Source organism: Propioniciclava sp. MC1683 (genome assembly GCF_014164675.1).
Taxonomy (GTDB): domain Bacteria; phylum Actinomycetota; class Actinomycetes; order Propionibacteriales; family Propionibacteriaceae; genus Propioniciclava.
Genome location: NZ_JACJFX010000009.1, coordinates 92,431 through 118,075 on the forward strand (window position 1 = coordinate 92,431; position 25,645 = coordinate 118,075).

General features: G+C 73.1%; 24 protein-coding genes and 2 pseudogenes. 14 read left to right on the forward strand and 12 right to left on the reverse strand.

The features are described from left to right. Positions 1–21: 21 nt before the first annotated feature. Positions 22–1,113 carry a DUF808 domain-containing protein gene (locus tag H5397_RS08080; RefSeq protein ID WP_182816387.1) on the reverse strand — a complete coding sequence of 364 codons (1,092 nt, stop codon included), beginning with the start codon at positions 1,111–1,113 and terminating at the stop codon, positions 22–24. Between the two features lie 118 nt (positions 1,114–1,231). Further along, the gene (gene manA / locus H5397_RS08085) at positions 1,232–2,419 is read right to left on the reverse strand and encodes a mannose-6-phosphate isomerase, class I (protein WP_182816389.1); all 1,188 of its coding nucleotides are present in this window, start codon (positions 2,417–2,419) and stop codon (positions 1,232–1,234) included. 142 nt (positions 2,420–2,561) lie between these two features. On the opposite strand from manA, the gene H5397_RS08090 reads away from it, so the two are divergent. Further along, positions 2,562–2,861: a DUF3263 domain-containing protein gene (locus H5397_RS08090; RefSeq protein WP_182816391.1), complete on the forward strand. Its 300-nt coding sequence runs from the start codon at positions 2,562–2,564 to the stop codon at positions 2,859–2,861. On the opposite strand, the gene H5397_RS08095 is transcribed toward H5397_RS08090, so the two are convergent. Next, complete coding sequence (locus tag H5397_RS08095; protein ID WP_182816393.1) at positions 2,782–3,336, reverse strand: hypothetical protein; 555 nt, start codon at positions 3,334–3,336, stop codon at positions 2,782–2,784. The genes H5397_RS08090 and H5397_RS08095 overlap by 80 nt on opposite strands. 182 nt (positions 3,337–3,518) lie before the next feature. On the opposite strand from H5397_RS08095, the gene groL reads away from it, so the two are divergent. Further along, positions 3,519–5,150 carry a chaperonin GroEL gene (groL, locus tag H5397_RS08100; RefSeq protein WP_182816395.1) on the forward strand — a complete coding sequence of 544 codons (1,632 nt, stop codon included), beginning with the start codon at positions 3,519–3,521 and terminating at the stop codon, positions 5,148–5,150. Between the two features lie 194 nt (positions 5,151–5,344). Here groL and H5397_RS18140 read toward each other — a convergent pair. From H5397_RS18140 to H5397_RS18815, 5 genes and pseudogenes are all read right to left on the reverse strand, one after another. Continuing rightward, a pseudogene (locus H5397_RS18140) lies at positions 5,345–5,572 on the reverse strand (multicopper oxidase domain-containing protein); the annotation flags it as partial. A gap of 64 nt (positions 5,573–5,636) precedes the next feature. Continuing rightward, positions 5,637–6,041 (reverse strand): annotated as a pseudogene (locus H5397_RS18145) (multicopper oxidase domain-containing protein); the annotation flags it as partial. A 111-nt stretch (positions 6,042–6,152) separates the two neighbouring features. Further along, positions 6,153–7,016, reverse strand: coding sequence for a Cof-type HAD-IIB family hydrolase (locus H5397_RS08110; protein WP_182816397.1), 864 nt, complete (start codon positions 7,014–7,016; stop codon positions 6,153–6,155). A gap of 4 nt (positions 7,017–7,020) precedes the next feature. Continuing rightward, positions 7,021–8,325, reverse strand: a complete 1,305-nt coding sequence (locus H5397_RS08115) for a M1 family metallopeptidase (RefSeq protein ID WP_182816399.1) — start codon at positions 8,323–8,325, stop codon at positions 7,021–7,023. A 27-nt stretch (positions 8,326–8,352) separates the two neighbouring features. Then, positions 8,353–12,201, reverse strand: coding sequence for a Pls/PosA family non-ribosomal peptide synthetase (locus H5397_RS18815; protein WP_182816401.1), 3,849 nt, complete (start codon positions 12,199–12,201; stop codon positions 8,353–8,355). Between the two features lie 245 nt (positions 12,202–12,446). Here H5397_RS18815 and H5397_RS08125 point away from each other — a divergent pair, with 245 nt between their 5' ends. The 3 genes from H5397_RS08125 to H5397_RS08135 all read left to right on the forward strand — a co-directional run bounded on the left by H5397_RS08125 (position 12,447) and on the right by H5397_RS08135 (position 14,252). Continuing rightward, positions 12,447–13,283, forward strand: a complete 837-nt coding sequence (locus H5397_RS08125) for a helix-turn-helix domain-containing protein (RefSeq protein ID WP_243760809.1) — start codon at positions 12,447–12,449, stop codon at positions 13,281–13,283. A gap of 74 nt (positions 13,284–13,357) precedes the next feature. Continuing rightward, on the forward strand, positions 13,358–13,837 hold the full coding sequence (locus tag H5397_RS08130; protein WP_182816405.1) for a DedA family protein: 480 nt from the start codon (positions 13,358–13,360) through the stop codon (positions 13,835–13,837). Positions 13,838–13,847: 10 nt separating this feature from the next. Beyond that, complete coding sequence (locus H5397_RS08135; protein ID WP_182816407.1) at positions 13,848–14,252, forward strand: hypothetical protein; 405 nt, start codon at positions 13,848–13,850, stop codon at positions 14,250–14,252. A gap of 10 nt (positions 14,253–14,262) precedes the next feature. Here the strand turns inward: H5397_RS08135 and H5397_RS08140 are convergent, their stop codons facing one another. Genes H5397_RS08140 through H5397_RS08150 form a run of 3 tightly spaced genes read right to left on the reverse strand, consistent with a single transcriptional unit; the run spans position 14,263 to position 16,802 of the window. Continuing rightward, a complete protein-coding gene (locus H5397_RS08140) occupies positions 14,263–15,231 on the reverse strand; it encodes a cation diffusion facilitator family transporter (RefSeq protein ID WP_182816409.1) in 969 nt (322 codons plus the stop codon). A gap of 54 nt (positions 15,232–15,285) precedes the next feature. Then, positions 15,286–15,873, reverse strand: coding sequence for an NUDIX hydrolase (locus H5397_RS08145; protein ID WP_208090983.1), 588 nt, complete (start codon positions 15,871–15,873; stop codon positions 15,286–15,288). Continuing rightward, the gene (locus tag H5397_RS08150; RefSeq protein ID WP_182816411.1) at positions 15,870–16,802 is read right to left on the reverse strand and encodes a hypothetical protein; all 933 of its coding nucleotides are present in this window, start codon (positions 16,800–16,802) and stop codon (positions 15,870–15,872) included. The genes H5397_RS08145 and H5397_RS08150 overlap by 4 nt, the downstream gene beginning before the upstream one ends. Before the next feature lie 127 nt (positions 16,803–16,929). On the opposite strand from H5397_RS08150, the gene H5397_RS08155 reads away from it, so the two are divergent. From H5397_RS08155 to H5397_RS08165, 3 genes are read left to right on the forward strand one after another with little or no spacing between them, the layout of a single operon-like run. Next, positions 16,930–17,316: a cold-shock protein gene (locus H5397_RS08155; protein ID WP_182816413.1), complete on the forward strand. Its 387-nt coding sequence runs from the start codon at positions 16,930–16,932 to the stop codon at positions 17,314–17,316. 2 nt (positions 17,317–17,318) lie between these two features. Continuing rightward, complete coding sequence (locus H5397_RS08160; protein WP_182816414.1) at positions 17,319–18,116, forward strand: DUF3027 domain-containing protein; 798 nt, start codon at positions 17,319–17,321, stop codon at positions 18,114–18,116. Between the two features lie 57 nt (positions 18,117–18,173). Continuing rightward, positions 18,174–19,658: an NCS2 family permease gene (locus tag H5397_RS08165; RefSeq protein WP_182816416.1), complete on the forward strand. Its 1,485-nt coding sequence runs from the start codon at positions 18,174–18,176 to the stop codon at positions 19,656–19,658. Here the strand turns inward: H5397_RS08165 and H5397_RS08170 are convergent. Next, a complete protein-coding gene (locus H5397_RS08170) occupies positions 19,655–20,311 on the reverse strand; it encodes a hypothetical protein (protein WP_182816418.1) in 657 nt (218 codons plus the stop codon). The genes H5397_RS08165 and H5397_RS08170 overlap by 4 nt on opposite strands. Before the next feature lie 67 nt (positions 20,312–20,378). Here H5397_RS08170 and H5397_RS08175 point away from each other — a divergent pair, with 67 nt between their 5' ends. The 6 genes from H5397_RS08175 to H5397_RS08200 all read left to right on the forward strand — a co-directional run bounded on the left by H5397_RS08175 (position 20,379) and on the right by H5397_RS08200 (position 25,607). Then, on the forward strand, positions 20,379–21,344 hold the full coding sequence (locus H5397_RS08175) for a hypothetical protein (RefSeq protein WP_182816420.1): 966 nt from the start codon (positions 20,379–20,381) through the stop codon (positions 21,342–21,344). A gap of 70 nt (positions 21,345–21,414) precedes the next feature. Then, positions 21,415–22,095 carry a metal-dependent transcriptional regulator gene (locus H5397_RS08180; protein WP_182816422.1) on the forward strand — a complete coding sequence of 227 codons (681 nt, stop codon included), beginning with the start codon at positions 21,415–21,417 and terminating at the stop codon, positions 22,093–22,095. Further along, complete coding sequence (locus H5397_RS08185; RefSeq protein ID WP_182816423.1) at positions 22,095–23,162, forward strand: hypothetical protein; 1,068 nt, start codon at positions 22,095–22,097, stop codon at positions 23,160–23,162. Before H5397_RS08180 ends, H5397_RS08185 begins: the two co-directional genes overlap by 1 nt. Beyond that, positions 23,159–23,959: a class I SAM-dependent methyltransferase gene (locus tag H5397_RS08190; protein WP_182816425.1), complete on the forward strand. Its 801-nt coding sequence runs from the start codon at positions 23,159–23,161 to the stop codon at positions 23,957–23,959. The genes H5397_RS08185 and H5397_RS08190 overlap by 4 nt, the downstream gene beginning before the upstream one ends. 64 nt (positions 23,960–24,023) lie before the next feature. Continuing rightward, positions 24,024–24,437, forward strand: coding sequence for a thioredoxin (trxA, locus tag H5397_RS08195; RefSeq protein WP_182816427.1), 414 nt, complete (start codon positions 24,024–24,026; stop codon positions 24,435–24,437). Positions 24,438–24,578: 141 nt separating this feature from the next. Next, the gene (locus H5397_RS08200; protein WP_182816429.1) at positions 24,579–25,607 is read left to right on the forward strand and encodes an LLM class flavin-dependent oxidoreductase; all 1,029 of its coding nucleotides are present in this window, start codon (positions 24,579–24,581) and stop codon (positions 25,605–25,607) included. Positions 25,608–25,645 lie beyond the last annotated feature (38 nt).

Genomic DNA, 25,645 nt, shown 5'->3' on the forward strand with positions numbered 1-25,645 from the left:
CGAACGGCGGACGCCGCGGGCTCAGTGGCCCTCGTGCTCCTCGCGCTCCGCGCGGCGCTCGGCCGCCTGCAGGGCGGCGAGCCCGCCGAGGGAGTTGCCCTGGGCCGAGCCCGGGACCATCCGGTCGTGGTCGGCGGGGCGGGCGGTCTCGGGGCTGCCGTGGCCGGACGCGTCGCCGTGGCCGCCCTTGCGGGGGATGACGTGCATGATCGCGACGATGATGCCGCCCACGAACAGGCCGACGAGGAACGAGAAGAAGGTGTTCGTCAGCCAGCCCATGAACCCGCCGAGCGGGCCGGTGGCGCCGGCGACCAGCACCTCGGCGTCGTGGACGAAACCGTACGGGGCGTGCCAGCCGAGTTCGTCGACGCCGACCAGCAGGATGTGGCCGCCGACCCACAGCATCGCGATGGTGCCGATGATGCCGAGGGCGGTGAGCAGCTTGGGCATGCCCTTGACCAGGGCGTTGCCGATGCCGGGCCCACGACCGCTCTCCACGAGGTGGAGGCCGATGTCGTCCATCTTCACGATGAGGGCGACCACGCCGTAGACGCCGATCGTGATGGCGAGCGCGACGACGGCCAGGATGATGGCGCGGGAGACGATCGGCTCGTTGGCGACCTCGTTGAGCGCGATCACCATGATCTCGGCCGACAGGATGAAGTCGGTGCGGATCGCGCCCGACGTCATCCCCTTCTCCTGGTCGCCGCCCTGCAGCGCGACGGGCGTCTTGTTCTTGGGGTTGTCCTTGCCGTGGCCGGAGACCTTCTCCCAGATCTTCTCGGCGCCCTCGTAGCTCAGGTACAGGCCGCCGAGCATGAGCAGGGGCGTGAGGATCCACGGCACGAACTGGGACAGCACCAGGATGGCCGGGAGGATGAACAGGAACTTGTTGCGCAGCGACCCGATCGCGATCGTCCTGATCATCGGCAGCTCGCGCGCCGGGCTGAAGCCGGTCACGTAGCGGGGGGTCACGGCCGCGTCGTCGATGACGACGCCGGCGGCCTTGGCGCCCGCGCGCCCGGCGGCCGCGGCCACGTCGTCGACCGAGGCTGCGGCCAGCTTGGCCAGCGCCGCGATGTCGTCCAGCAGTGCTGCGAGGCCGCCGCTCATGGTGTCTCTCCTTCTCCGCTCGGTGATGCGCGTCCACCAGAGTAGGGGGAGGACCGCAGCCCGCGCACGGGTCGCGGCCGGGGCCCGACACCGGTCGGGGGCCGAATGGATCGCTCGGTCAGGCCAGCCCGGGGGCGGCGAGGAAGACCTGGGCGTCGCCGGACGCCGTGATCGCAGGGTTGGTCGCGGGGACGAAGACGGAGTCCCCCTTCGACAGCTCGAGGGTGCGCTCCTCGTCGCTCAGCACGACCGTGCCGCGGGTGACCAGGACGATCCGGGCCCCCTCGGGGGAGGGCAGCTCCAGCGGCGCGTCGGCCGCCAGCTCCAGGCGCCAGACGTCGAACTCGTGGCAGTGCGTGGGGTAGTCGAACACGCCGGGGGCCGTCTCGGTGGCGTCGATCACCTCGGGCTCGCCCCAGCCGAAGTCGACGACCCGGACCAGCTCGTCGACGGCGATGTGCTTGGTCGTGAGCCCGCCGCGGATGACGTTGTCGCTGGACGCCATCACCTCGACGCCGGTGCCCCGGAGGTGGGCGTGCATGACGCCGGCCGGGGTGTAGAGGCCCTGGCCCGGCTGGAGGGTGACGCGGTTGAGCAGGAGCGCGGCCAGGATGCCGGGGTCGCGCGGGAACACGTCGTCCAGCTCGAGGGCGGTGCGGGCGAAGTCGCCCAGCTCGCCCGGCTCGTCGCGGCGCTCGACGGCGGCGGCCAGGACGGCGTCCACGATGTCGACCTGCTGCTCCTTCATGGCGAGCAGCTGCAGGAACACCTCCTGCAGCCCGGCCTCCCCGCCGCGCGAGCGCAGGGGACCGATGACCCGCTCGATCGACGGGCCCACCTCCAGCGCCTCGAACAACGCGATCGTGATCGACGGGTCGCGGAACCCGCACAGCGCGTGGAACTCCTCCAGCGCCACGAGGATCTCGGGCTTGGGCCAGTCGTCCTTGTACACCCGCTGCGGGGCGGTCAACGGGACGCCGGCGGCCTCCTCGGCGGCGAAGCCCTCCTCGGCCAGCGCGCGGGAGGGGTGCGCCTGCAGCGACAGGGGGTGGCGGGCGGACAGGACCTTCATCAGGTACGGCAGGTAGGGGCCGAACTCGTCGACGCTGCGCGCGCCGAGCAGTTCCGGGCGCTGGGCCAGCGCCCGGTCCAGCGTGGCGTCGGCCAGCGACGAGGGGGCGAGGGTGTGCGCGCCGAGCCAGAACTCCGCCACGGGGCGCCCGTCGGGCTCGGTGCCGAGCAGCTCGTGGATGGTGTCGAACGTGCCCCACGGGTAGTGGATGAGCGTGCCCCGCAGGTGCTCCATCAGCTCTCGGTCCTCCTCAGATCTCGGACCAGGGTGGGTGAGTGGTCCATCGTCCATTCAACTCGGCGGGACGGGTTCGGGCAAGCAGGGAGGCACCGAGGGCGAATGACACGGCTGTGATTCGTGGCGTACAGTGGTCGGCATGTCCGACGCGCTGGCCCGCACCGAAACCGGTACCACCGAGTCCGGCCTCACCGCGTTCGAGGCCGACCTGCTCGCGTTCGAGGCGACCGGGCACCTCGCCCCCGAGGGCAAGGAGGCGGCGATCCTACGCCGCTTCGACCTGTCGGTGCCGCGGTACTACCAGGAGCTCAACGCCCTGATCGACAAGCCCGAGGCGCTCGCCCACGCGACCCTGCTGGTCAAGCGCCTCCGCCGCCAGCGCGAGAGCCGCCAGCAGCGCCGTTCGGCCCGCCCGCTGTCGGCCGCCGCGGCCGTCTGACCGGCCGCGCGAGACGCACGCCCGTCAAGCCGGGCGAACCACGGAACATCCAGATGGCCCCGATCGGGGCCCCGTCCGCGTGCGCGTACCCGCCCGTGACCAGCCCGGCGTGGCGCTCCAGCGGGTTGCGCAGGGCCGGGCTGCCCGTCCGGGCCAGCGACCAGGCCGACGCGACCAGGTAGGCGGGCAGGAACCAGACCCCCGTGGCCGCGAACTGCCACGCGTGCCGCACCTCGTGGGCGTACACCCCCGGCACGCGCGCCTCGAGCCGGTCCATCGTGGACGCCGTGGTCACCACGTCGCCGATGGTGAAGGCCCCGGCGACCGGGAAGGCGAACCGGTAGCCCTCGGCGACGAAGATGCCGTCGGGGCGGCGTCGCACCCGCGCGCCACCGGCCCCGGCCACCAGCAGCCCGACCGGGGTGCTCAGGTTCAGCCAGTTCGCGAGGTGGCGGATGCGATCACGTCGACGCATGCCGCCAACACTAGTGCGCGATGGCACTCGCTTGTCTCGAGTGCTAATCGGCTGGTAAACATGTAGCTGGCACTCTCGGGTCGAGAGTGCCACACGTTCCGGCCGTGTGAGACCTGCCGATCAGGTCGTCCGTCGCGGGCACCGTCCGGGGCAACGCAAAGACATTCGAAAGGGCTGCCGCAGTGGCAAAGCTGATTGAATTCAACGTCGAGGCCCGCCGCGGGCTCGAGCGGGGCATGAACACCCTCGCCGACGCGGTGAAGGTGACGCTCGGCCCGAAGGGTCGCAACGTCGTCCTCGAGAAGAAGTGGGGCGCCCCCACGATCACCAACGACGGTGTCTCCATCGCCAAGGAGATCGAGCTGGAGGACCCGTTCGAGAAGATCGGGGCCGAGCTCGTCAAGGAGGTCGCCAAGAAGACCGACGACGTCGCGGGTGACGGCACCACCACCGCCACCGTCGTGGCGCAGGCGATGGTCCGCGAGGGCCTCCGCAACGTCACCGCCGGTGCGAACCCGATGGGCCTCAAGCGCGGCATCGAGAAGGCCGTCGCCGCCATCGCCGACGAGCTGGCCGCCCAGGCCACCTCGGTCGACACCAAGGAGCAGATCGCGGCCACGGCGTCCATCTCGGCCGCCGACACCACGGTCGGCGACATCATCGCCGAGGCGATGGACAAGGTCGGCAAGGAAGGCGTCATCACCGTCGAGGAGAGCAACACCTTCGGGCTCGACCTCGAGCTCACCGAGGGCATGCGCTTCGACAAGGGCTACATCTCGCCCTACTTCGTGACCGACGCCGAGCGCATGGAGGCCGTCCTCGACGACCCCTACATCCTCATCGTCAACAGCAAGGTCTCCTCGCTGAAGGACCTGCTGCCCGTTCTCGAGAAGGTCATGCAGGGCGGCAAGCCGCTGCTGGTCATCGCCGAGGACGTCGACGGTGAGGCCCTCGCCGGCCTGATCGTCAACAAGATCCGTGGCACCTTCAAGTCCGTCGCCGTCAAGGCCCCGGGCTTCGGCGACCGCCGCAAGGCCATGCTGGGCGACATCGCGATCCTGACCGGCGGCCAGGTCATCTCCGAGGAGGTCGGCCTCAAGCTGGACGCCGTGACCGTCGAGCTGCTCGGCCGCGCCCGCTCGGTGCGCATCACCAAGGACGAGACCACCATCGTCGACGGTGCCGGCGACGCGCAGCAGATCGAGGGCCGCGTGGCCCAGATCCGCCGCGAGATCGAGAACTCCGACTCCGACTACGACCGCGAGAAGCTGCAGGAGCGCCTCGCCAAGCTGGCCGGCGGCGTGGCCGTCATCAAGGTCGGCGCGGCCACCGAGGTCGAGCTCAAGGAGCGCAAGCACCGCATCGAGGACGCCGTCCGCAACGCGAAGGCGGCCGTCGAGGAGGGCATCCTCCCCGGTGGTGGCGTCGCGCTGCTCCAGGCCGCCGCCGCGGTCAAGGAGAAGGTGTCCGGCGAGCTGTCCGGCGACGAGCTGGTCGGCGCGCAGATCGTGTTCACCGCTGCCTCGGCCCCGCTGAAGCAGATCGCCGAGAACGCCGGCCTCGAGGGCGGCGTCGTGGCGGAGAAGGTCGCGGGCCTCGAGCCCGGCAAGGGCCTGAACGCCGCCACCGGTGAGTACGTGGACATGCTCGAGGCGGGCATCCCCGACCCGGCCAAGGTGACCCGCTCGGCGCTGCAGAACGCGGCGTCCATCGCGGCGCTGTTCCTCACCACCGAGGCCGTCATCGCCGACAAGCCCGAGAAGGCGCCGGCCATGCCGGCCGGCGGCGACGACATGGGCGGCATGGGCTTCTGACCACGCTCGACCCCGTCGAGAACCACACACAGGGCGTCCCGCACACGCGGGGCGCCCTGTGCGTTGCGCGGGCATCGCTCCGGTTCGTTCCCGGACGCCGTCCCGAGCAGGAACGGCGTCGTCACCCCCTCGTCCATGAGGTGGGTCATCAGTCCCTCCACCGCGTGGGGCAGGTTGTGGCAGTGGTCCATCCAGATGCCGGGGTTGTCGGCCAGGAAGACCACGTCGTAGGTCTCGCCGTGGCCGACGTCGAGGCTGTCGACGACCCAGGGCGCCCCGGTCGCCGGCACCCCGTTGCGGGCCACGACCGTGAGGTGGTGGCCGTGCAGGTGCATGGGGTGGGCCTCGCCGCTGGCGTTGGTGATCCGCATCGCCACGCGGTCGCCCTCGCTCACCATGTACATCGGCACGTGCGGGACCATGCGACCGTTGATCGTCCACCACGAGCGCGCCGAACAGGCCCCCGATGACCTGCACGTGCGAGACCTGGTGGGAGTGGTACCAGAAGGTGCCCACCTGGTCGGCGGGGAAGCGGTAGGTGAACGACCCCCCGGCCTGCACGGCGTCCTGAGTGACGCCGGCGACGCCGTCCATGCCGCCCGGCACGTCGTAGCCGTGCCAGTGCAGGGTCACGCCCGCGGGCACGTCGACGTTGCGCAGCGTGACCTCGACGCCCTGGCCCTCCCGCGCGCGGATGGTAGGCCCGGGGGTGGAGCCGTTCAGGGTGTAGCCCGTGAATGTCGTGCCGTCGGCGAGGGTGACCGGCCCGTACTGTGCCCCGCCGGCGGCGAGGAAGTTCACCAGGCCGGCGGACGCCCACGCGTGGGCGGCGGCCTGCAGGGCGACGAGCGCGCAGATCAGGAGGGCGAGGGATCGGTACACGGTGCTCATGGGCGACTCCTTGGTCGAGGTGACGCTGGTGGGATGAGCACAGTGAACGCCGTTGCGGGGCGGCGCGGTGGATCCGTTTCCGATCGGGAAAGGGGCGGCGGTCGGGCGGGGTCAGGCCCCGATGAGGCCGTGTCGGACGAAGGCCGCGTGCAGGCCGTCCTCGTCGACGCGGCCGGTGACCTCGTCGGCGATGGCCTTGACGGCGTCGGGGGCGTTGCCCATCGCGATGCCGACGCCCGCGGCGCGGAGCAGTTCGACGTCGTTCCAGCTGTCGCCGATGGCGATGGAGTCCGCGCGGTCGAGGCCGAGGTGGGTGAGGGCGGCCACCATGCCGGCGGCCTTGTCGAGGCCGGCGACGGTGACCTCGCCGCAGCCGGGGCCGAAGGCCTCGACCGAGCTGGCCACGACCTCGAACCGGCCCGCGAGGGCCTCCTGCACGGCGTCGACCGGGAGCGGGCAGCCGAGGTAGACCAGCTTGGTGACCAGCACCCCGCTGCGATCACCGTCGGTGCGCACCCGGTCGATGAAGCCGAACGAGCCCCGGGCGAACTCCTCGGGGGTCTGGCCGAGGTCGGGTAGCGAGGCGCGCATGCGGTCGCGGATGGCGACCGGGGCGAGGATCGCGTCGTCGGCCTGCAGGACGACGCCGGTGTCGTGGCGGTCGAACCAGGCCAGGGCGAAGGCCAGGTCGTCCTCGGGGATCGCGCGGTGCACGACCACCTCGCCACCCACCGCGACGAATGCCCCGGAGGCCCCGATCACCCCGTCGAAGCCGATGTCGAGCAGGTCGGGCCACAACTCGGCCCGCGACCGGCCCGTGCACACGAACACGGCGTGGCCGGCCGCGCGGGCGCCGCGCACGGCCTCCACCGTGCTCGCGGGGATCCGACCGTCCCAGCCGACGAGGGTGCCGTCGACGTCGAGGAAGACGGCCCGGCGCCGCCGGGCGGGTTCGGGGCTGCGCGAGCGGGTCATCGAGTCACGCCCGCAACCGGGGGCAGGCCGGCAGCTTGACCGCGTCGAGCCAGATGGCCAGCAGTGCGGACTGGTCGGTGCCCGTGACGCGGGCCACGTGGTCGACGAACGTCGTGGTGGAGGCGACCGAGTGCTCGGCGACCCACGAACGGCACACGGCGAAGAAGGCCGCGTCGCCGAGCGCCACGCGCAACGCGTGCAGGGTCAGCGCGCCGCGCTTGTAGACCCAGTCGTCGAACATCGCCGGCATGCCGGGGTCGGCCAGCGGGGTGGTCTGCTGCTGCATCGGCAGCGCCTTGTGGTGCCGCGCCGCGCGCTCGTCGGCGGTCAGCAGGCCGCGGGCCTCCGACCACAGCCACTCGGTGTAGCAGGCGAAGCCCTCGTGCAGCCAGATGTCGCGCAGCAGCCCGGAGGTCACCTTGTTGCCGAACCACTGGTGGGCGAGTTCGTGCACGACGAGGCGCTCGTTGTCCCAGTCGTCGACGAGGTGGTTGGTGCCGAAGCTGGCCATGCCCTGCGCCTCGAGCGGGATCTCCAGGGGCTCGTCGACCACCACGGCCCTGAAGTCGGGCAGGGGATAGGGGCCGAACCAGCCCTCGAGGGCGTCCAGCATCGCCGGCAGGCGCAGCAGGGGCGAGGCCGGCGGCACGGCGCGTCCGCGCGGGCGGTGGAGCGTGACCCGGCCCCCGGAACCCGGCAGGGGCTCGGCCGCGAGGCGTCCGATGACGATGCTGACGAGGTAGGACGCCGTGGGCGCGGCCTCCTCGAACACCCAGGTCGTGCGGCCGGCGCGCGTGGACGTGCCGGTGGGGCGTCCGGTCGCGACGACCGCGTACTCGGGGTCGGTGGTCACGGCGATGCGGTAGGAGGCCTTGTCGTCGGCCCGGTCGTTGCACGGGTAGAACGACGGCGCGCCGTAGGGCTGCGAGGCGACCAGGACGCCGTCGGTGAGCTCCTCCCAGCCGGCCGGGCCGTGCGCTCCCGGCACCGGGCCGGGCTTGCCGGCGTAGGCGACCTCGACGGTCGTGGGCTCGCCGGCGGCCAAGGGGTGGGCCAGCTTCAGCGTGAGGACGCGGTCCTTGTGGGTGTACTTCTTCGGCTTCGCCCCGCCGACCCGCACCCGGGAGACGTGCAGCCCGCTCAGGTCGAGGCGCAGGGTGTCGGTGGCCTCCCGGGCGACCACGCGCAGGGTGGCGACCGCGTCCAGGCGGTTGGTGGTCAGGCGGTAGTCGAGGGCGAGGTCGTAGTGCTCGACGGTGTACCGGAGGTCCCCGTGGCCGGGCAGGTAGGGATCAGGGACGACGCGCACCACTCGATCCTGCCACACGGGGCCGGGTCACGCGGTCCACGGCCCGATGGGGTTGCCGATCCAGCGCGTGCGGCGCGGCACCGACTCGCCGCGCATCACCAGTGAGGCGGGGCCGATGGTGGAGTGCCGGCCGACGGTCGCGCCCGGCAGGACGACGCCGTTGGGGCACAGGGTCGCGCCCGCCTTGATGACGACGGTGTCGAGGGCGAGCACACGGTCGTGGAACAGGTGGGTCTGCACGACGCAGCCCCGCGAGATGGTCGCGCCGGGACCGACCTCGACCAGGTCGGGTTCGGGCAGCCAGTAGGACTCGCACCACACACCCTTCCCGATGCGGGCGCCCATGGTGCGCAGCCAGACGTTGAGCAGGGGCGTCCCGGTGGCCCAGCGCACGAACCACGGCGCGGTGACCAGCTCGACGAACTGGTCGGCCAGCTCGTTGCGCCACACGAAGGAGCTCCACAGGGGGTGCTCGCCCGGCTTCACCCGCCCCACGAGCAGGCGCTTGGGCAGCACCGACAGCCAGGCCGCGAGGTACCCGGTGGCGACCAGGACGACCCCGCCGAGGCCGACCGCCCACCACCACGACGCGGACGCCAGCGCGAGCAGCGCGGCGACCACCAGCACCGCGAGGGCCATGGACACCATCACCGCGACGATCCGGAACGCCTCGACCAGCGCCCGCAGCACGCGGAGCCGGGTGGGCGGGTCGTAGGTGAGCGAGGTGTCGGCCTGCTGCACGGCGCGGCGCAGCGGGGCGGGCGGGGAACCGATCCACGAGGTGGTCTTCTTGGCCCGGTCCCGCGGTGGGGCCGAGCTGAGCACGGCGACGAGGCCGCGCGCAGGCACCTTGCGCCCGGGGGCGGCCATGCCGGAGTTGCCGAGGAAGGCGCCCTTGCCGACGCGGGTGCGGCCGGTGCGGAGCCAGCCGCCGCCGAGCTCGTAGCCGCCGACGAGGGTGTCGTCGGCCAGGAACGAGCCCTCGCCGACCGAGGCCAGCTTCGGGATCATCAGCACGGTCGACGCCTCGGCGTCCTTGCCCATCTCGGCGCCGAGCAGGCGCAGCCACACGGTGGTGAACCAGCCGGCGTACAGGGGGTAGAGCCAGGTGCGGGCCTCGTCGAGCACCCGGACGGTCGCCCAGGCGGCCAGCCCGCGGCCGGAGTGCACCGGTGCGGGGCCCTCGACCACGAACAGCCCGGCCAGACGCACGAACCCGAGCACGAGCAGGGCCACCACCGCGAACCCGGCGAGCACCGCCGGCGGCAGCCAGACCAGCGCGTGGCCGAGCAGGGCCGCGATGCCGACCCCGGTGGGGGCGGTGGCGAGCACGATCGCGGCGCCGCTGGCGAGCCCGGCCGGCGGGATCGCGGCGATGACCAGCGAGGCGAGCAGGTAACCCAGCCACCAAGCGGGACGCCGGGGCGGGGGTGCCTCCCACGGGCCGCGCGCCCGGGCGCGGGAGGGCTGGGCGGGGGAGCCCGTCCAGTACTCGCCCGCGGGCACCTCGCCGACCACGGCCGATCCCGGTCCGATCTCGGCGCCCGCACCGACGACGGAGTCGGGGCCGAGCGTGGAGCGCATGCCGATGCGGGCGTCCGGGCCGATGGTGACCGAGCCGACGACGAGGGTGTCGCCGTCGAGCCAGTACCCGGCCAGGTCGGCCTCGATCTCGATGCTGGCCCCCTCGCCGACGGTCAGGAAGCCCGTGACCGGGGGGACGGTGTGCAGGTCGACGCCCTTGCCGATGCGCGCGCCGAGGAGGCGGGCATACCAGGTCATGCCGGGGGCCGAGGCGGTCGAGGTGGCGCCGAGTTCCTCGGCGAGCCGCTCGGCCAGCCACAGCCGCAGGTGGGCGCGGCCGCCGCGCGGGTAGCGACCCGGGACGACCGGGGCGAGCAGCAGCCGCGCTCCGAGCGCCGACAGGACCATCCGTCCGGGCGGCAGCACGAACAGGACCCAGCCCACCGCGACCAGCCACCAGGGCACGGGGGAGACGGGCAGCGCGAGCCACCCGGCGAGGTTCACGCCGGTCGCCAACAGCGTGACCCAGCGCAGCGCCCCGATCGTGCGCAGTGGCACGATGGCGAGCAGCTGGCCCACCTTCGTGCGGCGGCGCACCGGGGTGACACGCTCGTTGAGCGGGACGTCGGGGGCCTCCATCGCGGTCAGGTGGGCGGCCATCGCACCCAGGCGCGGGTGGTCGTAGATGTCGGTGACGCCGGCCTCGGGGAACCGCCGCCGGATCGCGGCGAGCAGGTGCGCCACGGCCAGCGAGGTGCCGCCCAGGTCGAAGAAGTCGGACGCTGGGTCGGCCACGGCGGCCCCGAGCGTGTCGGTCCACAGGCCAGCCAGCCACGCCTCGTGCTCGGTCAGCGCCGCGGTCTGCCCGGACGCCGCGGGCTCGGCCGGGCCGCCGGGGAGGGGCCACGGGAGGGCGTCCCGGTCGATCTTGCCGGACGTGCGGGTGGGCAGGTCGTCGACGACCGCCAGCCGGGGGACCAGGGCGGCCGGCAGCTGCTCGCGGAGGGCCGCGGTGGCGGCGTGGATGTCGAAGTCGGAGTCGGCGGCGAGGTAGCCGACCAGCACCTGGGTGCCGGCGCCCGTGGTGCGCACGGCCGCCGCGGCGCCCCGGACCCCGGGCAGGGCCGTGAGCGCGGCGTCCAGTTCGCCCAGCTCGATGCGCCGCCCGCCGACCTTGACCTGGTCGTCGGCGCGGCCGAGGAACAGCAGCCCCTCGGGGTCGTCGACGACGAGGTCGCCGGAACGGTAGGCGCGCTCCCAGCCCAGCGAGGGCATGGGGGCGTACTTCTCGGCGTCCTTGGCGGGGTCGAGGTAGCGCGCCAGGCCGACGCCGCCGATGACGAGTTCGCCCGGCTCGCTGGCGGCGACGGGCTCCCCGGTGGCGGGGTCGACGACGGCGAGGTCCCAGCCGTCCAGGGCCCAGCCGATGCGGACGGGCTCGTGGGCGAACACCTGCGCGGCGCAGGCGACGACGGTGGCCTCGGTCGGGCCGTAGGTGTTCCAGACCTCGCGCCGCTCGGTCGCGAACCGGATGCCGATCTCGGGCGGGCAGGCCTCGCCGCCGAGGATGAGCAGCCGCACGCGGTCCAGCGCCTCGGCCGGCCAGAGCAGCACCAGGGTCGGCACCGTCGAGACGATGGTGAGCCGGTGGGCGACCAGCCAGGGGCCGAGGTCCATGCCGGAGCGGACCAGTGAGCGGGGGGCGGGCACGAGGCAGGCGCCGTAGCGCCAGGCCAGCCACATCTCCTCGCAGGAGGCGTCGAAGGCGACCGACAGGCCGGCCATGACCCGGTCGGTCTCGTTGATGGGGTCCTGTTGGAGGAAGAGCCGCGCCTCGGCGTCCACGAACGCCGCGGCCGAGCGGTGCTGGACCGCGACGCCCTTCGGCTTGCCGGTGGAGCCGGAGGTGAAGATGATCCACGCGTCGTCGTCGAGCTGCACGTCGGGCAGGGGGGCGCGTGCGGCGCGCCGGGCCCCCCGGGTGGTGATCGCCAGGCCGTTGCCCAGGATGGCGGCCACCCCGGCCTCGTCGAAGACGGTGCGGGCGCGCTCGTCGGGGTCGTCGGCGTCGACGGGCACGTACGCCGCGCCGGCGAGCAGGATGCCCATGATCGCGGTGTAGAGCGTGGTCGTTCCCGAGGCGATGCGGACGCCGACCCGGTCGCCGCGCCCGATCCCGTGGGCGGCCAGTTCGGTGGCCACCTCCTCGGCCGCGTCGGCGAACTCCGCGTAGGTCAGCACCTCGACGCCGTTGTCGAGCGCGTGGGCGTCACCGAAGGTCTCGACGGTGGCCCGGAACACGTCGACGAGCGTGCGGGCGGGGGGCGCGAGGTGCGCGCGGAGCTGCGACACGGGTGGGGGTCTCCTGGCGGGATTGCAGCGCTACAGATGTATCGCCAGCGATGCATCCTACCCCACAAGGGAGCCCGGGCCAGCGTGGCTGCCCGCAACCGGGCCATTGGTCACCTCCGGGGCCCCAACCTACACACCCGCTGCGGGTCGCCGGCGGCCGAACGCCGCGAACGATGAATAGACTGAGGAGAGTCCTCACCCTTGGAGCCTCGTTGAACCCCTCCCTCGGACTTCCCCTCTGGGTTGTGTCGCTTTCCCTCATCGCCGTCCTCGTCGGCTCGTTCGCGTTCGGTTCGATCGCGCGCTGGCTGCTGCGAAACCGGGCAACGCTCTCGACGACGGCTTCGGTCGTGATGTCGATCCTTGGCTCGGCGGTCGGGTTCACCCTCGCCTGGGCCATCAAGCCAGACGTCCTTCTGACCAGCCCCCTGGCCATCGCCCTCGCCCTCGGCGCCTCGGTGCTCGCGGTCGCCGCCTACGCCGGCGTCGCGGCACACCTGCAGCGCCCGCTGCGGGCGACCACCGCCGAGCTGGTGCGGGCGGGCGAGTCAGACCGGGTGGAGTTCAAGTCCACGGCGCGGGTGAACCTCCACACGGGAGCCAAGGACGACAAGATGGAGCAGGTGACGGCGAAGACCCTTGCCGCTTTCCTGAACGCCGACGGCGGCACGCTCATCATCGGCGTCGACGACGCCGGCACGCCGCTGGGCCTCGACCGCGACCTCGGGACCATGAAGGCCCCCGACCACGACCGCTTCCAGCTCTGGCTCCGCGACCTGCTGACCACGACACTCGGCCCCAACGCCGCCGCGCTGGTCGCCGTCGAGTTCGAGGCGCTGCCCGACGGCGACGGCGTCGCCCGCGACGTCTGCCGGGTGACGGCCGCGGCCTCCCCGCGCCCGGTGTACCTGCGCCCGAACAAGAACGCGGCACCGGAGCTGTGGGTGCGCACCGGGAACTCGTCGCGGCAGCTCGCCGTCGACGCCGCGAGCGAGTACGTGATGCACCGCTGGCCCCTTGGCCCGGGCGCCGGGATCGCGGCGCAGTTCCGCGCGGCGATCCGCTTCTCGCAGGGCCACTGATCGGGACACCGCGTCGCCCCGTGGCCACTGGCTAGACTGGCCCCCCGCTGAAGACCCTCGTGGCAAGGAGCACCATGTTCGATCCCACGAGCTGGGACGCCCCCTACGCCATCGTCGTCGCCGCGCTGTGGGTGATCGTGATGCTGCGCGCCAACGGGACCTACTGGCTGGGCCGCGGGATCGCGGCAGGCGCGCGGAGGACGAGGGCTGCGAGGCTCCTGGAATCCAAGCACTACGAACGCGGCGCCTCCTGGCTGAACCGTTGGGGCGCGCCTGCCGTGTCGCTTTCCTTCTTCACCATCGGCGTCCAGACCATGGTGAACCTCGCCGCCGGCGTGACCCGGATGCCGCTGCGCCGCTACCTGCCCGCCGTCGCCGTCGGGTGCGTCGCGTGGGCGTTCATCTACGGCACGGTCGGCTTCATGGGCTGGGTCGGCCTCCAGGAGCTGTGGGTCCGCTCCCCCGCCGCGGTGATCGTCGTGGGCGTCGTCGGGGTCGGCGCGCTCGCCTGGGCCGTGCTGTCGCGCGACAAGAAGCCCACGCCCGCTGGTTGATTTCGACGAGGTGGACGCCGAGGTCATCGGCGCACTGCTCGACGGCTTCACCTGCCCGTGGACCTTCTCCCGCGCGTTCGACACCGTGCTGGACACCGACGAGGCCTGGCGGGCCGTGGCGCGGCTGCCGGGGATCGACGGCGTCCGGACGGCGGGCTCGGCCCGTGCGCTGGAGCACGGGCTGGACGACCTGGTCCGGCGGGCCCGGGCGGATGCCCGGGTCGCGGCCCTGGTCGTGGCCGACGGTGAGCTGCACCCCGACCACGTGCCCTGGCTGGCCCGCGCGGGCGTCCGCCAGTTCCACGTCGCAGACCAGGTGCGCCCCGGTGGCTCGCGGAAGGCCTACGTCGATGAGGGCCTCGTCCGTTCCTGGCGGCGCCTGGTCGACACCGAGGTCGCCCACGCCCGCCGCTGAGTGGGGCGCGTCAGATCGAGTGGTGGTCCGGGTACCGCTCCGGCGGGGGCGGGGCGGGTTGGGGCCGCGGGTGCGCGGTCGGCCCGGGTTCGATGTGGACCACGGTCTGGGTGTCGGGGAACACCCGGGCGATGGCGGCCTCGATGTCGTCGGCCAGCCCGTGGCTGCGGGCGACGGTCCACAGGCCGGGCACGACCACGGTGGTCTGGACGAACCGTTGGCGCCCCGACTCGCGGGTGCGCAGGTCGCTGACCGTGACGCGGTCGTCGCCGATGACCCCGTCCATGGCGGCGCGGATGGCCGCGACCTCGTCGGCGGGGAGGGCGGCGTCCAGCAGGCCGACCGCGGAGCGGCGGACGAGCCGCGCGCCGGTCCACAGGATGTTGAGGCCCACCACGAGGGCGACCAGCGGGTCGATCCACAGTTGGGTCGGGAAGAGCAGCAGCAGGCCGATACCGATGATGACGCCGACGGTCGTCCACACGTCGGTCATCAAGTGGTGGCCGTCGGCCTCGAGGGTGATCGAGCGGTGCTTGCGCCCCTGGCGGATCAGCACGAGGCCGACGACGAGGTTCAGCACGGTGGCGAGGACCGACAGCAGCAGGCCGATGCCGATCTCCTCCAGCGGCTGCGGGTGCACGAACCGGTTGATCGCCGAGACGATGATGCCGGCTGCGGCGACGAAGATGAGGGCGCCCTCCACGAGGGAGCTCATGTACTCGGCCTTGCCGTGGCCGAAGTCGTGGTTGTGGTCGGCCGGCTTGCCCGAGACGGCCAGCGCCCACAGCGCGACGAGCGCGGCCACGAGGTTGACGATCGACTCCAGCGCGTCGGAGAGGAAGCCGACCGAGCCCGTGATCCAGGCCGCCGAGGCCTTGATGGCGACCGTGAGCACCGCGGTCACGACCGACAGCATCACGAACTTCATCAGGAACTTCGTCGACACCGTCTCCTCGGGTGTCGACACATTGCTCTGCATGGGGGACTCTTCCTTCCTCGCGGCGGGGCCGCTGGGGGCCGAGCCTCGAAAAGGTTAGTCCTGCCGGGAAGCCGGGTCCACGAGGTTGCCAATCGGGACCGTGGACTCCTCGACCCGGCCCACGTCGCCCGGCCACGCGGACGGGTCGCCGGTGGCGGCGGCGACGATCCCCGCGAGGCACGCCGGCCACACCGGCTCGGGCAGGTCGTCGAGCCCGGTCAGCGGCACCCAGGCGTGGCCGTCGAGGGTCACCTGCTCGTCAGCGGTGTGCCCGGCCGTGTCGACCTCGAACCGGGGGGTGGTCACGACGTAGAAGCACTCGGACTGCTCGCACACCTGGTCGGAGTACCCGTGCGCCGCGACCCGGCGCAGCACCGGCCCCACGAGGTCGGACGCCTCGACGACCAGCCCGGTCTCCTCCGCGAGTTCCCGGATCGCGGTCTGCTCCTCGGTCTCGCCGGGGTCCATCCCGCCGCCGGGCGTCGTCCACCAGCGCGAGCCCGGGACGCCGGGGTCGGTGTCGGCGAACAGCAGCACGTGCGTCCCGTCGGTCACGACGACCCGGACGCCGCGGCGCGTCTTGCGCGGCCGCAGTTCGGCCGGGACGGGGGTGAAGTCGCGTGAGCGGAAAGGCTCGCTCACAGGAACTGCTCCGGCTCCTCGCCGCGGCGCATCGCGTCGCCGACCACGAGCGGGACCGCGACGAACAGGATCAGGCACGCCAGCTGCGCCCACCCGGTCGAGGCGTCGTACCACCCCAGCGGGTCGAGGGCGCCCTGGTAGTCGAACATGCCGGCCATCCCGAGCAGGAAGCTGAGGAGGATCGAGCCAGTGAACATCCGGCCGACGATGCGCCGCCGGTACCGGATCCGGGTGGCCAGCACCGAGGCCAGCACGAGCATCGCCATCGAGAAGGGGAAGACGATCGCCCCGAGGCCGAGGCAGATCAGCACCGCGGGCGTCGTGTTGCGCAGCATCGTGCCCAGCGTCACCGGCTCGAAGGCACGCTGCGGCGGGGGCTGCTCCCACGGGGCCGGGCCGGCCTGGGGGAAGCCGCCCGGGTTCACCTGCGGCGGCGGCCAGGCCGGGGGAGGACCCGGGACATTGCTCGGCGCGGGGGCCACGCCGGGCGGGAACGGCTGGTCCGGCGCCCAGGCGGGCGGGGCCGGCCGGCCGAGGCCCTGCGGCGCGTGGGCGTGCCCCCATGCGGACGGCGTGGGTGCCGGCAGCGCGGGGAAGCCGTCCGGCCCCATCGGCGGCGGCTCGAGGGGCACCGGGTCGCCCTCGGGCGGGGGGAGCGTTGCGGGAGACCACGACATCATCGGCGTCGCGGCCACGTCGAAGGCCTCGTGTGGATCCCGCTCGGGGGCACTGGCCGGGACGAGCGCGTCGAGGGGTGGGGCGTCCGGGGCGGAGAAGCCGTGGGGCGGGGGAGCGACCTCGGCGCGCGGCGGGCGGGGCGCCGCGTCGGGCTCGGGGTCCGCGTGACCCAACTGCGGGGCGTCCGGCTCGACGAAGACGTCGGGGCGCTCGGTGGGCGCGTACTCGGGGCCGTCGGTCCAGTGGGCCACGGTTTCCCTCCCTCCGCGCGGTGCCCCCACAGGTTACCCGAGGCGGAGCGGTGGACACGGGTGCCGACTTGCGGGGGTCCGGTACGCTGGCACGGTCCGAGAGTGTGACCTGCCAGGAGTGTGTGAGATGCCGACCGGCCGCGTGCGGTTCTTCGATGCCGACAAGGGCTTCGGGTTCATCGCGAAGGATGGCGGGAGCGACGAGGTGTACGTGCACGCCTCCGCGCTGCCCGCGGGCGTGCCGACCCTCAAGAAGGGCCAGCACGTCGAGTTCGGGGTGATCGACGGACGCCGGGGCGAGCAGGCCATCTCGGTGCGCCTCCTGGAGGCCCCCGTGTCGCTGTCGAAGGCGCAGCGCAAGTCGCCCGACACGATGGCCGTCATCGTCGAGGACCTGATCAAGATGCTCGACTCGATCGGCAACGGCTACCGCCACCACCGGCACCCCGACGCGAAGCACGCCGCGAAGACGGCCCAGGTCCTGCGCGCCGTCGCCGACGAACTGGAGCTGTGAGCGTGACCGTCCCCACCGTCAAGGCGCCCCGGGCGAAGGCCCCCGAACTCGACGCCGCGTGCGCCGAGGCGGTCGACCTCGCGCGGGCCGCGGCCGAGGGCCGCGCCGACGTGGCGGGGGTCGGTGACCACCTGGGCGTCGTCGCCGAGGGCGCGCGCGTGGCCACCCACTACTTCGAGGTCCTGCACCCCGGCTACACCGGGTGGCGCTGGGCCGTGTCCGTGGCGCGCGCCTCGCGCGCCCGGGTCGTGACGGTCAGCGAGGTCGTCATGCTGCCCGGCGAGGGCGCGCTCGTCGCCCCCGCGTGGGTGCCGTGGTCCGACCGGATCCAGGCGGGCGACGTCGGCCCTGGCGTGCTCATGCCGACGTCCGACAACGACCCCCGCGTCGAGGCCGGCTTCACCGGCGGCGACACCGCGCGGGACGCCGATCCGGCCGAGTGGGCCGCCACCCGGGCCGTCGTGGCCGAACTCGGCCTGGGCCGCGAGCGCGTGCTGAGCGTCTACGGGCGCGACGAGGCCGCCGACCGCTGGGTCGAGGGCGAGGGCGGCCCGCACAACGCGATGACCAAGCAGGCGCCCGGCAACTGCCTGGACTGCGCCTACTTCGTGCGGCTCACCGGTTCGCTCGGCCGCCAGTTCGGCGTGTGCGCGAACGAGTTCTCCCAGCGCGACGCCCAGGTCGTCACGGTCGACCACGGCTGCGGCGCCCACTCCGACGTCGTCGAGCCCCAGCGCGGGGTCGACCTGCCGCGTCCGGTGTGGGACACCATCACGACCGACGACCTGCTGTTCGACTGACCGCCGGCCGCGAGACGGCGCGATCCATCGGTGGCGATGGGCCCTAGGCTGCGTGCCATGTCTTCCAGCACCACAGCCCCGGCACCTGCGCGGTCCGGGCTCGACTCCTACTTCGGCATCTCGCGCCGCGGGTCGAGCATCGCCCAAGAGGTCCGCGGCGGCCTCGTCACGTTCTTCACGATGGCCTACATCATCGCGCTGAACCCGCTGATCATCGGCACCACGCCCGACAAGGACGGGAACCTCGTGAGCGGCCTGTCGGCCGCCGACCCGGCCAACATCGGGCCCACGATCGCCATGGTCGCGGCCGCGACGGCCCTGATCGCCGGCATCATGACGATCCTCATGGGTGTCGTCGGGCGGTTCCCGCTGGCGCTCGCCACCGGCCTCGGCCTCAACGCGATGCTCGCCTACGTGATCGCCCCGCAGGTGACCTGGCCGCAGGCCATGGGCCTGGTCGTGTGGGAGGGCATCATCATCCTCGTCCTGGTGCTGACGGGGTTCCGTGAGGCCGTCTTCCGCGCGGTCCCGCGCCCGCTGCGCACCGGCATCGCCGTCGGCATCGGCCTGTTCATCACGCTGGTCGGCCTGGCCGACGCCGGCATCGTCCGCCCGGGCAACCCGCTGCTGCAGCTGGGCGTCAACAACCACCTGCTCGGCTGGCCGATGGCCGTGTTCATGCTCGGACTCATCGTGCTGGTGCTGCTGTTCGTGCGCCGCACGCCCGGCGCCATGCTGATCACCATCGTGGGCATGACCGTCGTGGCCGTCATCCTCGAGGCCGTGCTGAAGGTCGGGGCGAAGCTCCCCGACGGCACCAACCCGACCGGGTGGATGCTCAACGTCCCGGCGATCGAGGGCTCCTTCTTCAGCCTGCCGGACCTCTCGCTGCTCGGCCGCGTCGACCTCTTCGGCGCGTTCACCGTCGGCCCCGAGGTGACGATCGCCATGCTGATGACGGTCTTCGCCCTGCTGCTGGCCGACTTCTTCGACTCGATGGGCACCATCGTGGCGGTGGGCGCCGAGGGCAACCTGCTCGGCTCCGACGGCAACCCCGAGCGCACCCGCGAGATCCTCGTCGTCGACTCGGTCGCCGCGATCGCCGGTGGCCTGGGCTCGGTCTCGTCGAACACCTCCTACATCGAGTCGGCCGCCGGTGTCGGTGAGGGCGCCCGCACCGGTTTCGCGTCCGTCGTGACCGGCATCGCCTTCCTGCTCAGCCTGTTCCTCGCGCCGCTGGTCAAGCTCGTCCCGTCCGAGGCCGCCGCGCCCGCGCTGGTGTTCGTCGGCTTCCTGATGCTGAGCCAGGTCATCCACGTCGACTGGACCGACCCGGAGGAGGGCTTCCCCGCCTTCATCACGATGATCGCCATGCCGTTCACCTACTCGATCACGGTGGGCATCGGCGCCGGCTTCATCTTCTACGTCCTCATCAAGCTCGCCCGCGGCAAGGCGCGCGAGGTGCACCCGCTGCTCTACGTGGTCGCGGCCGCCTTCGTGCTCTTCTTCGCCGAGGGCGTGATCGGCGCGCTGATCAGCTAGTCGGGGCGGTACCACACGACGAGGTCGGGCGCGGGGCGTCCGGCCTCGTCGGCGCTTGCGGCCCAGACCGGGAACCCGGCCAGCCACTGGGTGATGCGCCGCGCCAGCGGGGCCGCGGACGGGGCCAGATCCGGCAGCGCCGCGGTCCACGCGGACGCCATCGCCTCGGCCCGGTCGCGGCGGAGGTACCCGTCGGCCATGCCGGGCAGCTTCTTCACCGGGATGCCGGTGGGCCGGTCGAACAGCTGGCGCAGGCCGAAGCGGCTGGGCAGCCCCGCGGAGGCGAGCGCGAAGTCCAGGTCGTCGATCGTCCGGTCGTCGGCGGGCAGCGCCAGGCTGTCCCAGGCGGTGTCGGCGATCACGGCGTCCACGAGCGCCCACGCCGCGGTGCGCCGGTCGGGCGGGACCTCGCGCCCGTGGGCCACGTCGTCGACGTCGCGACCGGTGGGGATCTCGGGTCGCACGACGGGGGCGCCGACCGCCTGCCGGCTGAACGGGCCCAGCTTCGACAGCAGGCTGCCCCGGCCCGGCCGGTCCTCGGGCGGCCACGTCGCCAGGGCGAGCGACCGCAGCCGCCCGACCGCGGCGTCCGTGCCCGCGAAGGCGTCCCGCAGCTCGTCGATCCCGATCGCGTGGAGGCTCACCGTGCCCATGGGTCCAGCCTTGGCCATGGGGCCGCGATGGGCAAGGGGGGCGGGGCCGTGCGGATAGACTGGCCGGGTGAGGCTCAAGGCGCGCAACCGCATTGTGACCGGCGCGTTGCTGCTGCTGGTCCTGCTCGTGGTTTTCGGCGCCCTGCTCAGCGGCGCCCCGCCCGCCCGCGCGGCCGAGGCGTTCACCCTCGAGGGCCGCGCCGCGCCGCTCGGTATGGCCACCGACCACGCGCGCGACCGCTACTGGGTGCTGGAGAGGGCCTCCGGGCGCCTGCAGATCACCGCGATCGGCGCCGACGGCATGGTCCAGGGCCGGATGAGCTCCCGGGACACCGTGTCCAGCGCGCAGGGGCTGGCCTTCTGGGACGGCGAGGCGTGGGTCGGTGACATCGGCGGGCGCCGCGAACAGGTGGTCGTCCTCCGCATCACCGAGCCGTGGCCGGGCACCGAGATCCGCAACGCCGTGCCCTACGCGCTGACCTACCCCGACGGCCGCCACGACGCGGCCGCGCTGCTGGTGGACGGGGACCACCGCCTGCACGTCGTCACCCGGGGCGAGGGCGCCGGCGTCTACCGGGCGCCCGCGGACCCCTCGTCGAGCGGTCCCAACGCCCTCGAACGCGTCGCCGACGTGCCGTCGGCGGAGATCACCGACGGCGTGGTCCTCCAGGACGGTCGCTGGGTGCTGCGCGACGCCACGACCCTCTACACGCTCGACCCGGCGTCCCTCGCGGTCGTCGACGAGTCCGCGATCGGGGTCGAGGAGCGGGGGCGCAGCGTCACCGAGTCCCTGACCCTGGGTTCGGTGCTGACCGCGCTCGGCCCGGCCGGCGAGGTGACCAGCACCGCGGTGCCCGGTCCGACGCCCTCGGCGTCCCCGACGGCCCGCCCCGTGCGCACGGTCGCGCCCCCCGCCGAGGCCGGCACGCCCGACCCCACCCGCACCTTCGAGCAGACGGGCACCACGACCGCGATGACCGCGGCGCTCGTGCTGGCGGGGCTGGCGGCCGTGGTGGTGTTGTTCCGCCGTTGAGGATCGCGGCTAGGGTGGTGGGCGTCCGCGCGGTCGTCGCGTGGCCGGCGGAGCTGGGAGGGGGCGCTGGGTGAGCGACCTGATCGACACCACCGAGATGTACCTGCGCACGGTGTACGAGCTCGAGGAGGAGGGCGTCCCGCCGCTGCGCGCGCGCATCGCCGAGCGCCTGGCCCAGAGCGGCCCCACCGTCAGCCAGACCGTCCAGCGCATGGAGCGCGACGGCCTGCTGCGCGTGGCCGACGACCGGACGATCGAGCTCACCGAGGTGGGTCGGGCCAAGGCCACGTCGGTCATGCGGAAGCACCGGCTCGCCGAGGTGCTGCTCACCGAGGTCATCGGCCTCCCGCTGGAGCTGGTCCACGAGGAGGCGTGCCGGTGGGAGCACGTGATCTCCGACGCGGTCGAGGAGCGCATCGTCGCCATCCTGGACGCACCCTCGCGCTCGCCCTACGGCAACCCCATCCCCGGCCGGGGGGCGATCGGGCCCTCGGGGCCGGAGGCCGACGGCGTCCGCACGCTGGCGTCCGCGCTCGCCGGCACGGGGGAGGGCTCGGTCGTCGTGGAGCGCCTCACCGAGGTCATCCAGTCCGACGCCGAGCTGATCGCGCTGCTCCAGGAGGCCGGCGTCCGACCCGGGCGCACCGTCAACGCCGAACTCGACGGCACCGTCCTGCGCCTGGTGGGCGAGGGCGGGGTGCCCCACACCGTCGAGGCCGAGGTGGCCCACCACCTGTTCGTCCGCAGCTGATGTCCGCGCTGCTCGACGCCGCGCTCCTGCGCCCGCTCCTCGACGGGCACTGGTACGACGCGCTGTCGGCGGTGCTCGACGCCGAGGTCCGGGCCGGCCACGGCACCCCCGACCTCATCCGCGCGCGCGACCTGGCGACCGCGGCCAAGCGGGTGCTCGACCTGGACGCCGAGGACTTCGGCGCCATCGCCGCCGCCTTCCCGCGGGCCGAGTGGCGCGACGAGCTGAACGGGGCCTGCTTCCCCGCCGAGCCGCGCAGCCCCGAACGGGGCGCCCTGGGCTCGCTGGTGCCCCTGTACGAACTCATGCTCGAGGTCCTCGACCTGCGGGCCCTGCGCCACGAGCCGCTGCAGGTCGTCGTGACGGCGCACCTGATGGCCGAGTACCTGCCCCAGCTGGCCTGGGAGTCGACGCTCGGCCACGCGGGCGACCCACTCCGCCTGCGCGAGGACGTGGGGGAGCGCTGGGGGTCCGACGACCCGGCGTGCGCCCACTCGTCACCCCTGCGCACCACCGCGCGGCGGGCCTTCCACGCCTGCTCCGGCGACCTGGCCGGCTACACCGCCTACCTCGACCGCTTCCACAGCCGGCAGGGGACCGCGCTCGCGATCTGCGCGATGCACCACCTCGCCACCGAGGCGGGCGAACGACCGGACGCCGGCGACACCTGCCCGAACCCGTGCCGCTGGGCGCTGCGTGGGACGCGGGAGGAGCAGCGCGACCTCGACGCCCGCGTCCGCCTCGCCCTGCTGTACGAGGAGTCGCCGATCGTCGCCCTGCGCCACCACGCGCCGGTCGGGCACTTCTTCGGCGTGCCCAGCACGTCCGAGATCTCGGCGGCCTGGCTGGCCACGTGGGAACGGCTCGCGACGCCGTGGCCGGACGGCGGCAACCCGCTGCTGCTGCCGGACGCCGTGCCGGGCCGCCCGGACGACACCGAGGCCCTGCCCGGGTTGTCCGCGCTGGTCTCGGCCGTCGCCGGGCGCACGATCGGACCGGGACGGCTGCTGCGCGACATCGGGCTCGAGATCGGCCACTCGATCGGGTCACTGGAGGGGGCATCGTGAAGAAGGGCTTCGACTGGGGCGCCTACCTGGCGGCCTTCCACACGGCGAGGCCGGGCATCACCGAGGAGGTGCTGTCGCGCACGCTGTCGGGTGGCCACACCTCCTACCGCTGGCTCGCCCGCGCGGTGTCGCCGCGGGCGCAGGTCGTCGTCGACCTGGCGTGCGGGTCCGGCGCGATGGGCCGCGAGCTCGCCCTGGCGGACCGCACGGTGCTCGGCGTCGACCTCGCCGAGTCCGAGCTGCGGCTGGCCGACGCGCGCGGCGACGGGCCGTTCATCTGCGCGGACGCGCTGAACCTGCCGTTGGCCGACGCGTCGGTGGACGCGGTCGTCTCGTCGATGGGGGCGGTGGTGATCCAGCCGGCCCGTGCCCTGTTCACCGAGGTCGGACGCGTGCTCAAGCCGGGCGGCATCTTCGCGTTCACCGCGCCGACCGTGCTGCCGCTGCACCCCCGCGACCTGGTCACGTCCCTGGGCGTGGTGGGACGTCTCAGGTCGCTGCCGCGGTTCCCCGGCCCCACCGAGATCACCGGCTACAAGGACGCCCTGATCGGCACCGGGCTGCGCAAGGTCGAGGACGCGCGCGAGCGCTACCACTTCGAGGTCGCCACCCCCCAGGACGCCGAGGTCATCGTGTCGGCCCTCTACCTGCCGACCACGTCGGCCCGGCGCCGCGCGGCGGCCGTCGAGTGGCTCGTCGACCGGACGACCAAGGAGGGGCCCGTCCGCATTTCGCTGGCGATGCGCCGCTTCGTGGTACTGAAGCAGCCGGTGGCCACCCGCGGCCCGGAGTTGTAGCCACCCGGGAATGCCTCGCCCGCCCGCGGTGTTGAGGGAGGGTATCTACGAGAGGATCCATGCCATGGCCACCGTCGAGCTGACTGCCGAGAACTTCGCCAGCACGATCGAGAACTCCGACACCCTGTTCATCGACTTCTGGGCCGCTTGGTGTGGCCCGTGCCGCATGTTCGCCCCCGTCTTCGAGGGCGCCGCGGAGAAGCACGCCGACGCGACCTTCGCCAAGCTCGACACCGAGGCCCAGCAGGAGATCGCGGCCGCGCTCGAGATCCAGTCGATCCCGACCCTGATGGCTTTCCGCGGCGGCGTCCTCGTCTACCGCGAGGCCGGCGCCATGAACGCCGCGGGCTTCGACCAGCTCGTCGAGGCCGTCAAGGCCCTCGACGTCGAGGAGGTCCGCCAGCAGGCCGCTGCCGCGCAGGCCGCCCACGAGGCCGGCGGCCACGCCGACCACGACCACGGCGACCATCAGCACTGAGTCTCCGGTCCGACGCCCCTCACCCCCACCCGCTCCCTCGGGTGGCAGGGTGGGGGCGTCCGGCGTCTCGGGCAACCGGGCGGGCGGGAATGAACTGGCCGCCCAGTGAGTTGAAGAATCAACTACTTCGAGAGGCACGTCATGGATCTCCAGTTCGGGCTCGACACCTTCGGTGACGTCACCGTCGACGGCGCGGGCAAGCCGCTCACGCAGGCCCAGGTGATCCGCGACGTCGTGGCCCAGGGCGTCCTTGCCGACTCCCTCGGCGTCGACTACTTCGCCATCGGGGAGCACCACCGCCCCGACTTCGCCGTCAGCGCGCCTGACACGGTGCTGGCTGGCCTCGCCACCGCGACCGGGAGGATCCGCCTCGGGTCGGCCGTCGTGGTGCTGTCGTCGGACGACCCGATCCGCGTGTACGAGCGCTTCGCCACCATCGACGCGCTCAGCGGCGGGCGGGCCGAGCCCGTGCTGGGCCGCGGGTCTTTCATCGAGTCCTTCGGGTTGTACGGCTTCGACCTGGCCGACTACGAGAAGCTCTTCGAGGAGAAGCTCGAGGTCTTCTCGCTGCTGCGCGAGGAGGGCCGGGTCACCTGGACGGGCACCTACCGGACGCCCCTTGCCGATGTCGACGTGTTCCCCAAGACCGAGGGCGGACGCATGCGCTCCTGGGTCGCGGTCGGCGGATCGCCGCAGTCGGTCGTCCGCGCCGCCCACCGCGGGTTCGGGCTGCAGCTCGCGATCATCGGCGGCCCCGCCCAGCGCTTCAAGCCGTTCGCCGACCTGTACCGCCGCGCGGTGGACGAGTTCGGCGTGACGACCGAGATGCCCGTCGCCGTACACAGCCCCGGCCACGTCGCCGAGACGGACGAGCTGGCGGCCGAGCAGTTGTTCCCCCACTTCAAGGCCCAGCGTGACCGCATCGGCCGGGAGCGGGGCTGGGGGGCCATGGGGTCCGACGAGTTCACCAACGAGATCGAGCACGGCGCGCTGTACGTCGGGTCGCCGGAGACGGTGGCGGCCAAGATCGCCGCGACCGTGCGCGAACTCAAGGTCGACCAGTTCGACCTGAAGTACGCCAACGGGCCCATGCCGCACAGCCAGCTGATGAAGTCCATCGAGCTGTACGCCACGCGCGTCGTCCCGCTGGTGCGGGAGATGCTGGCCTGACGCTCGGCGACGAGCCCACCGTGCACGGTGGCAACGGA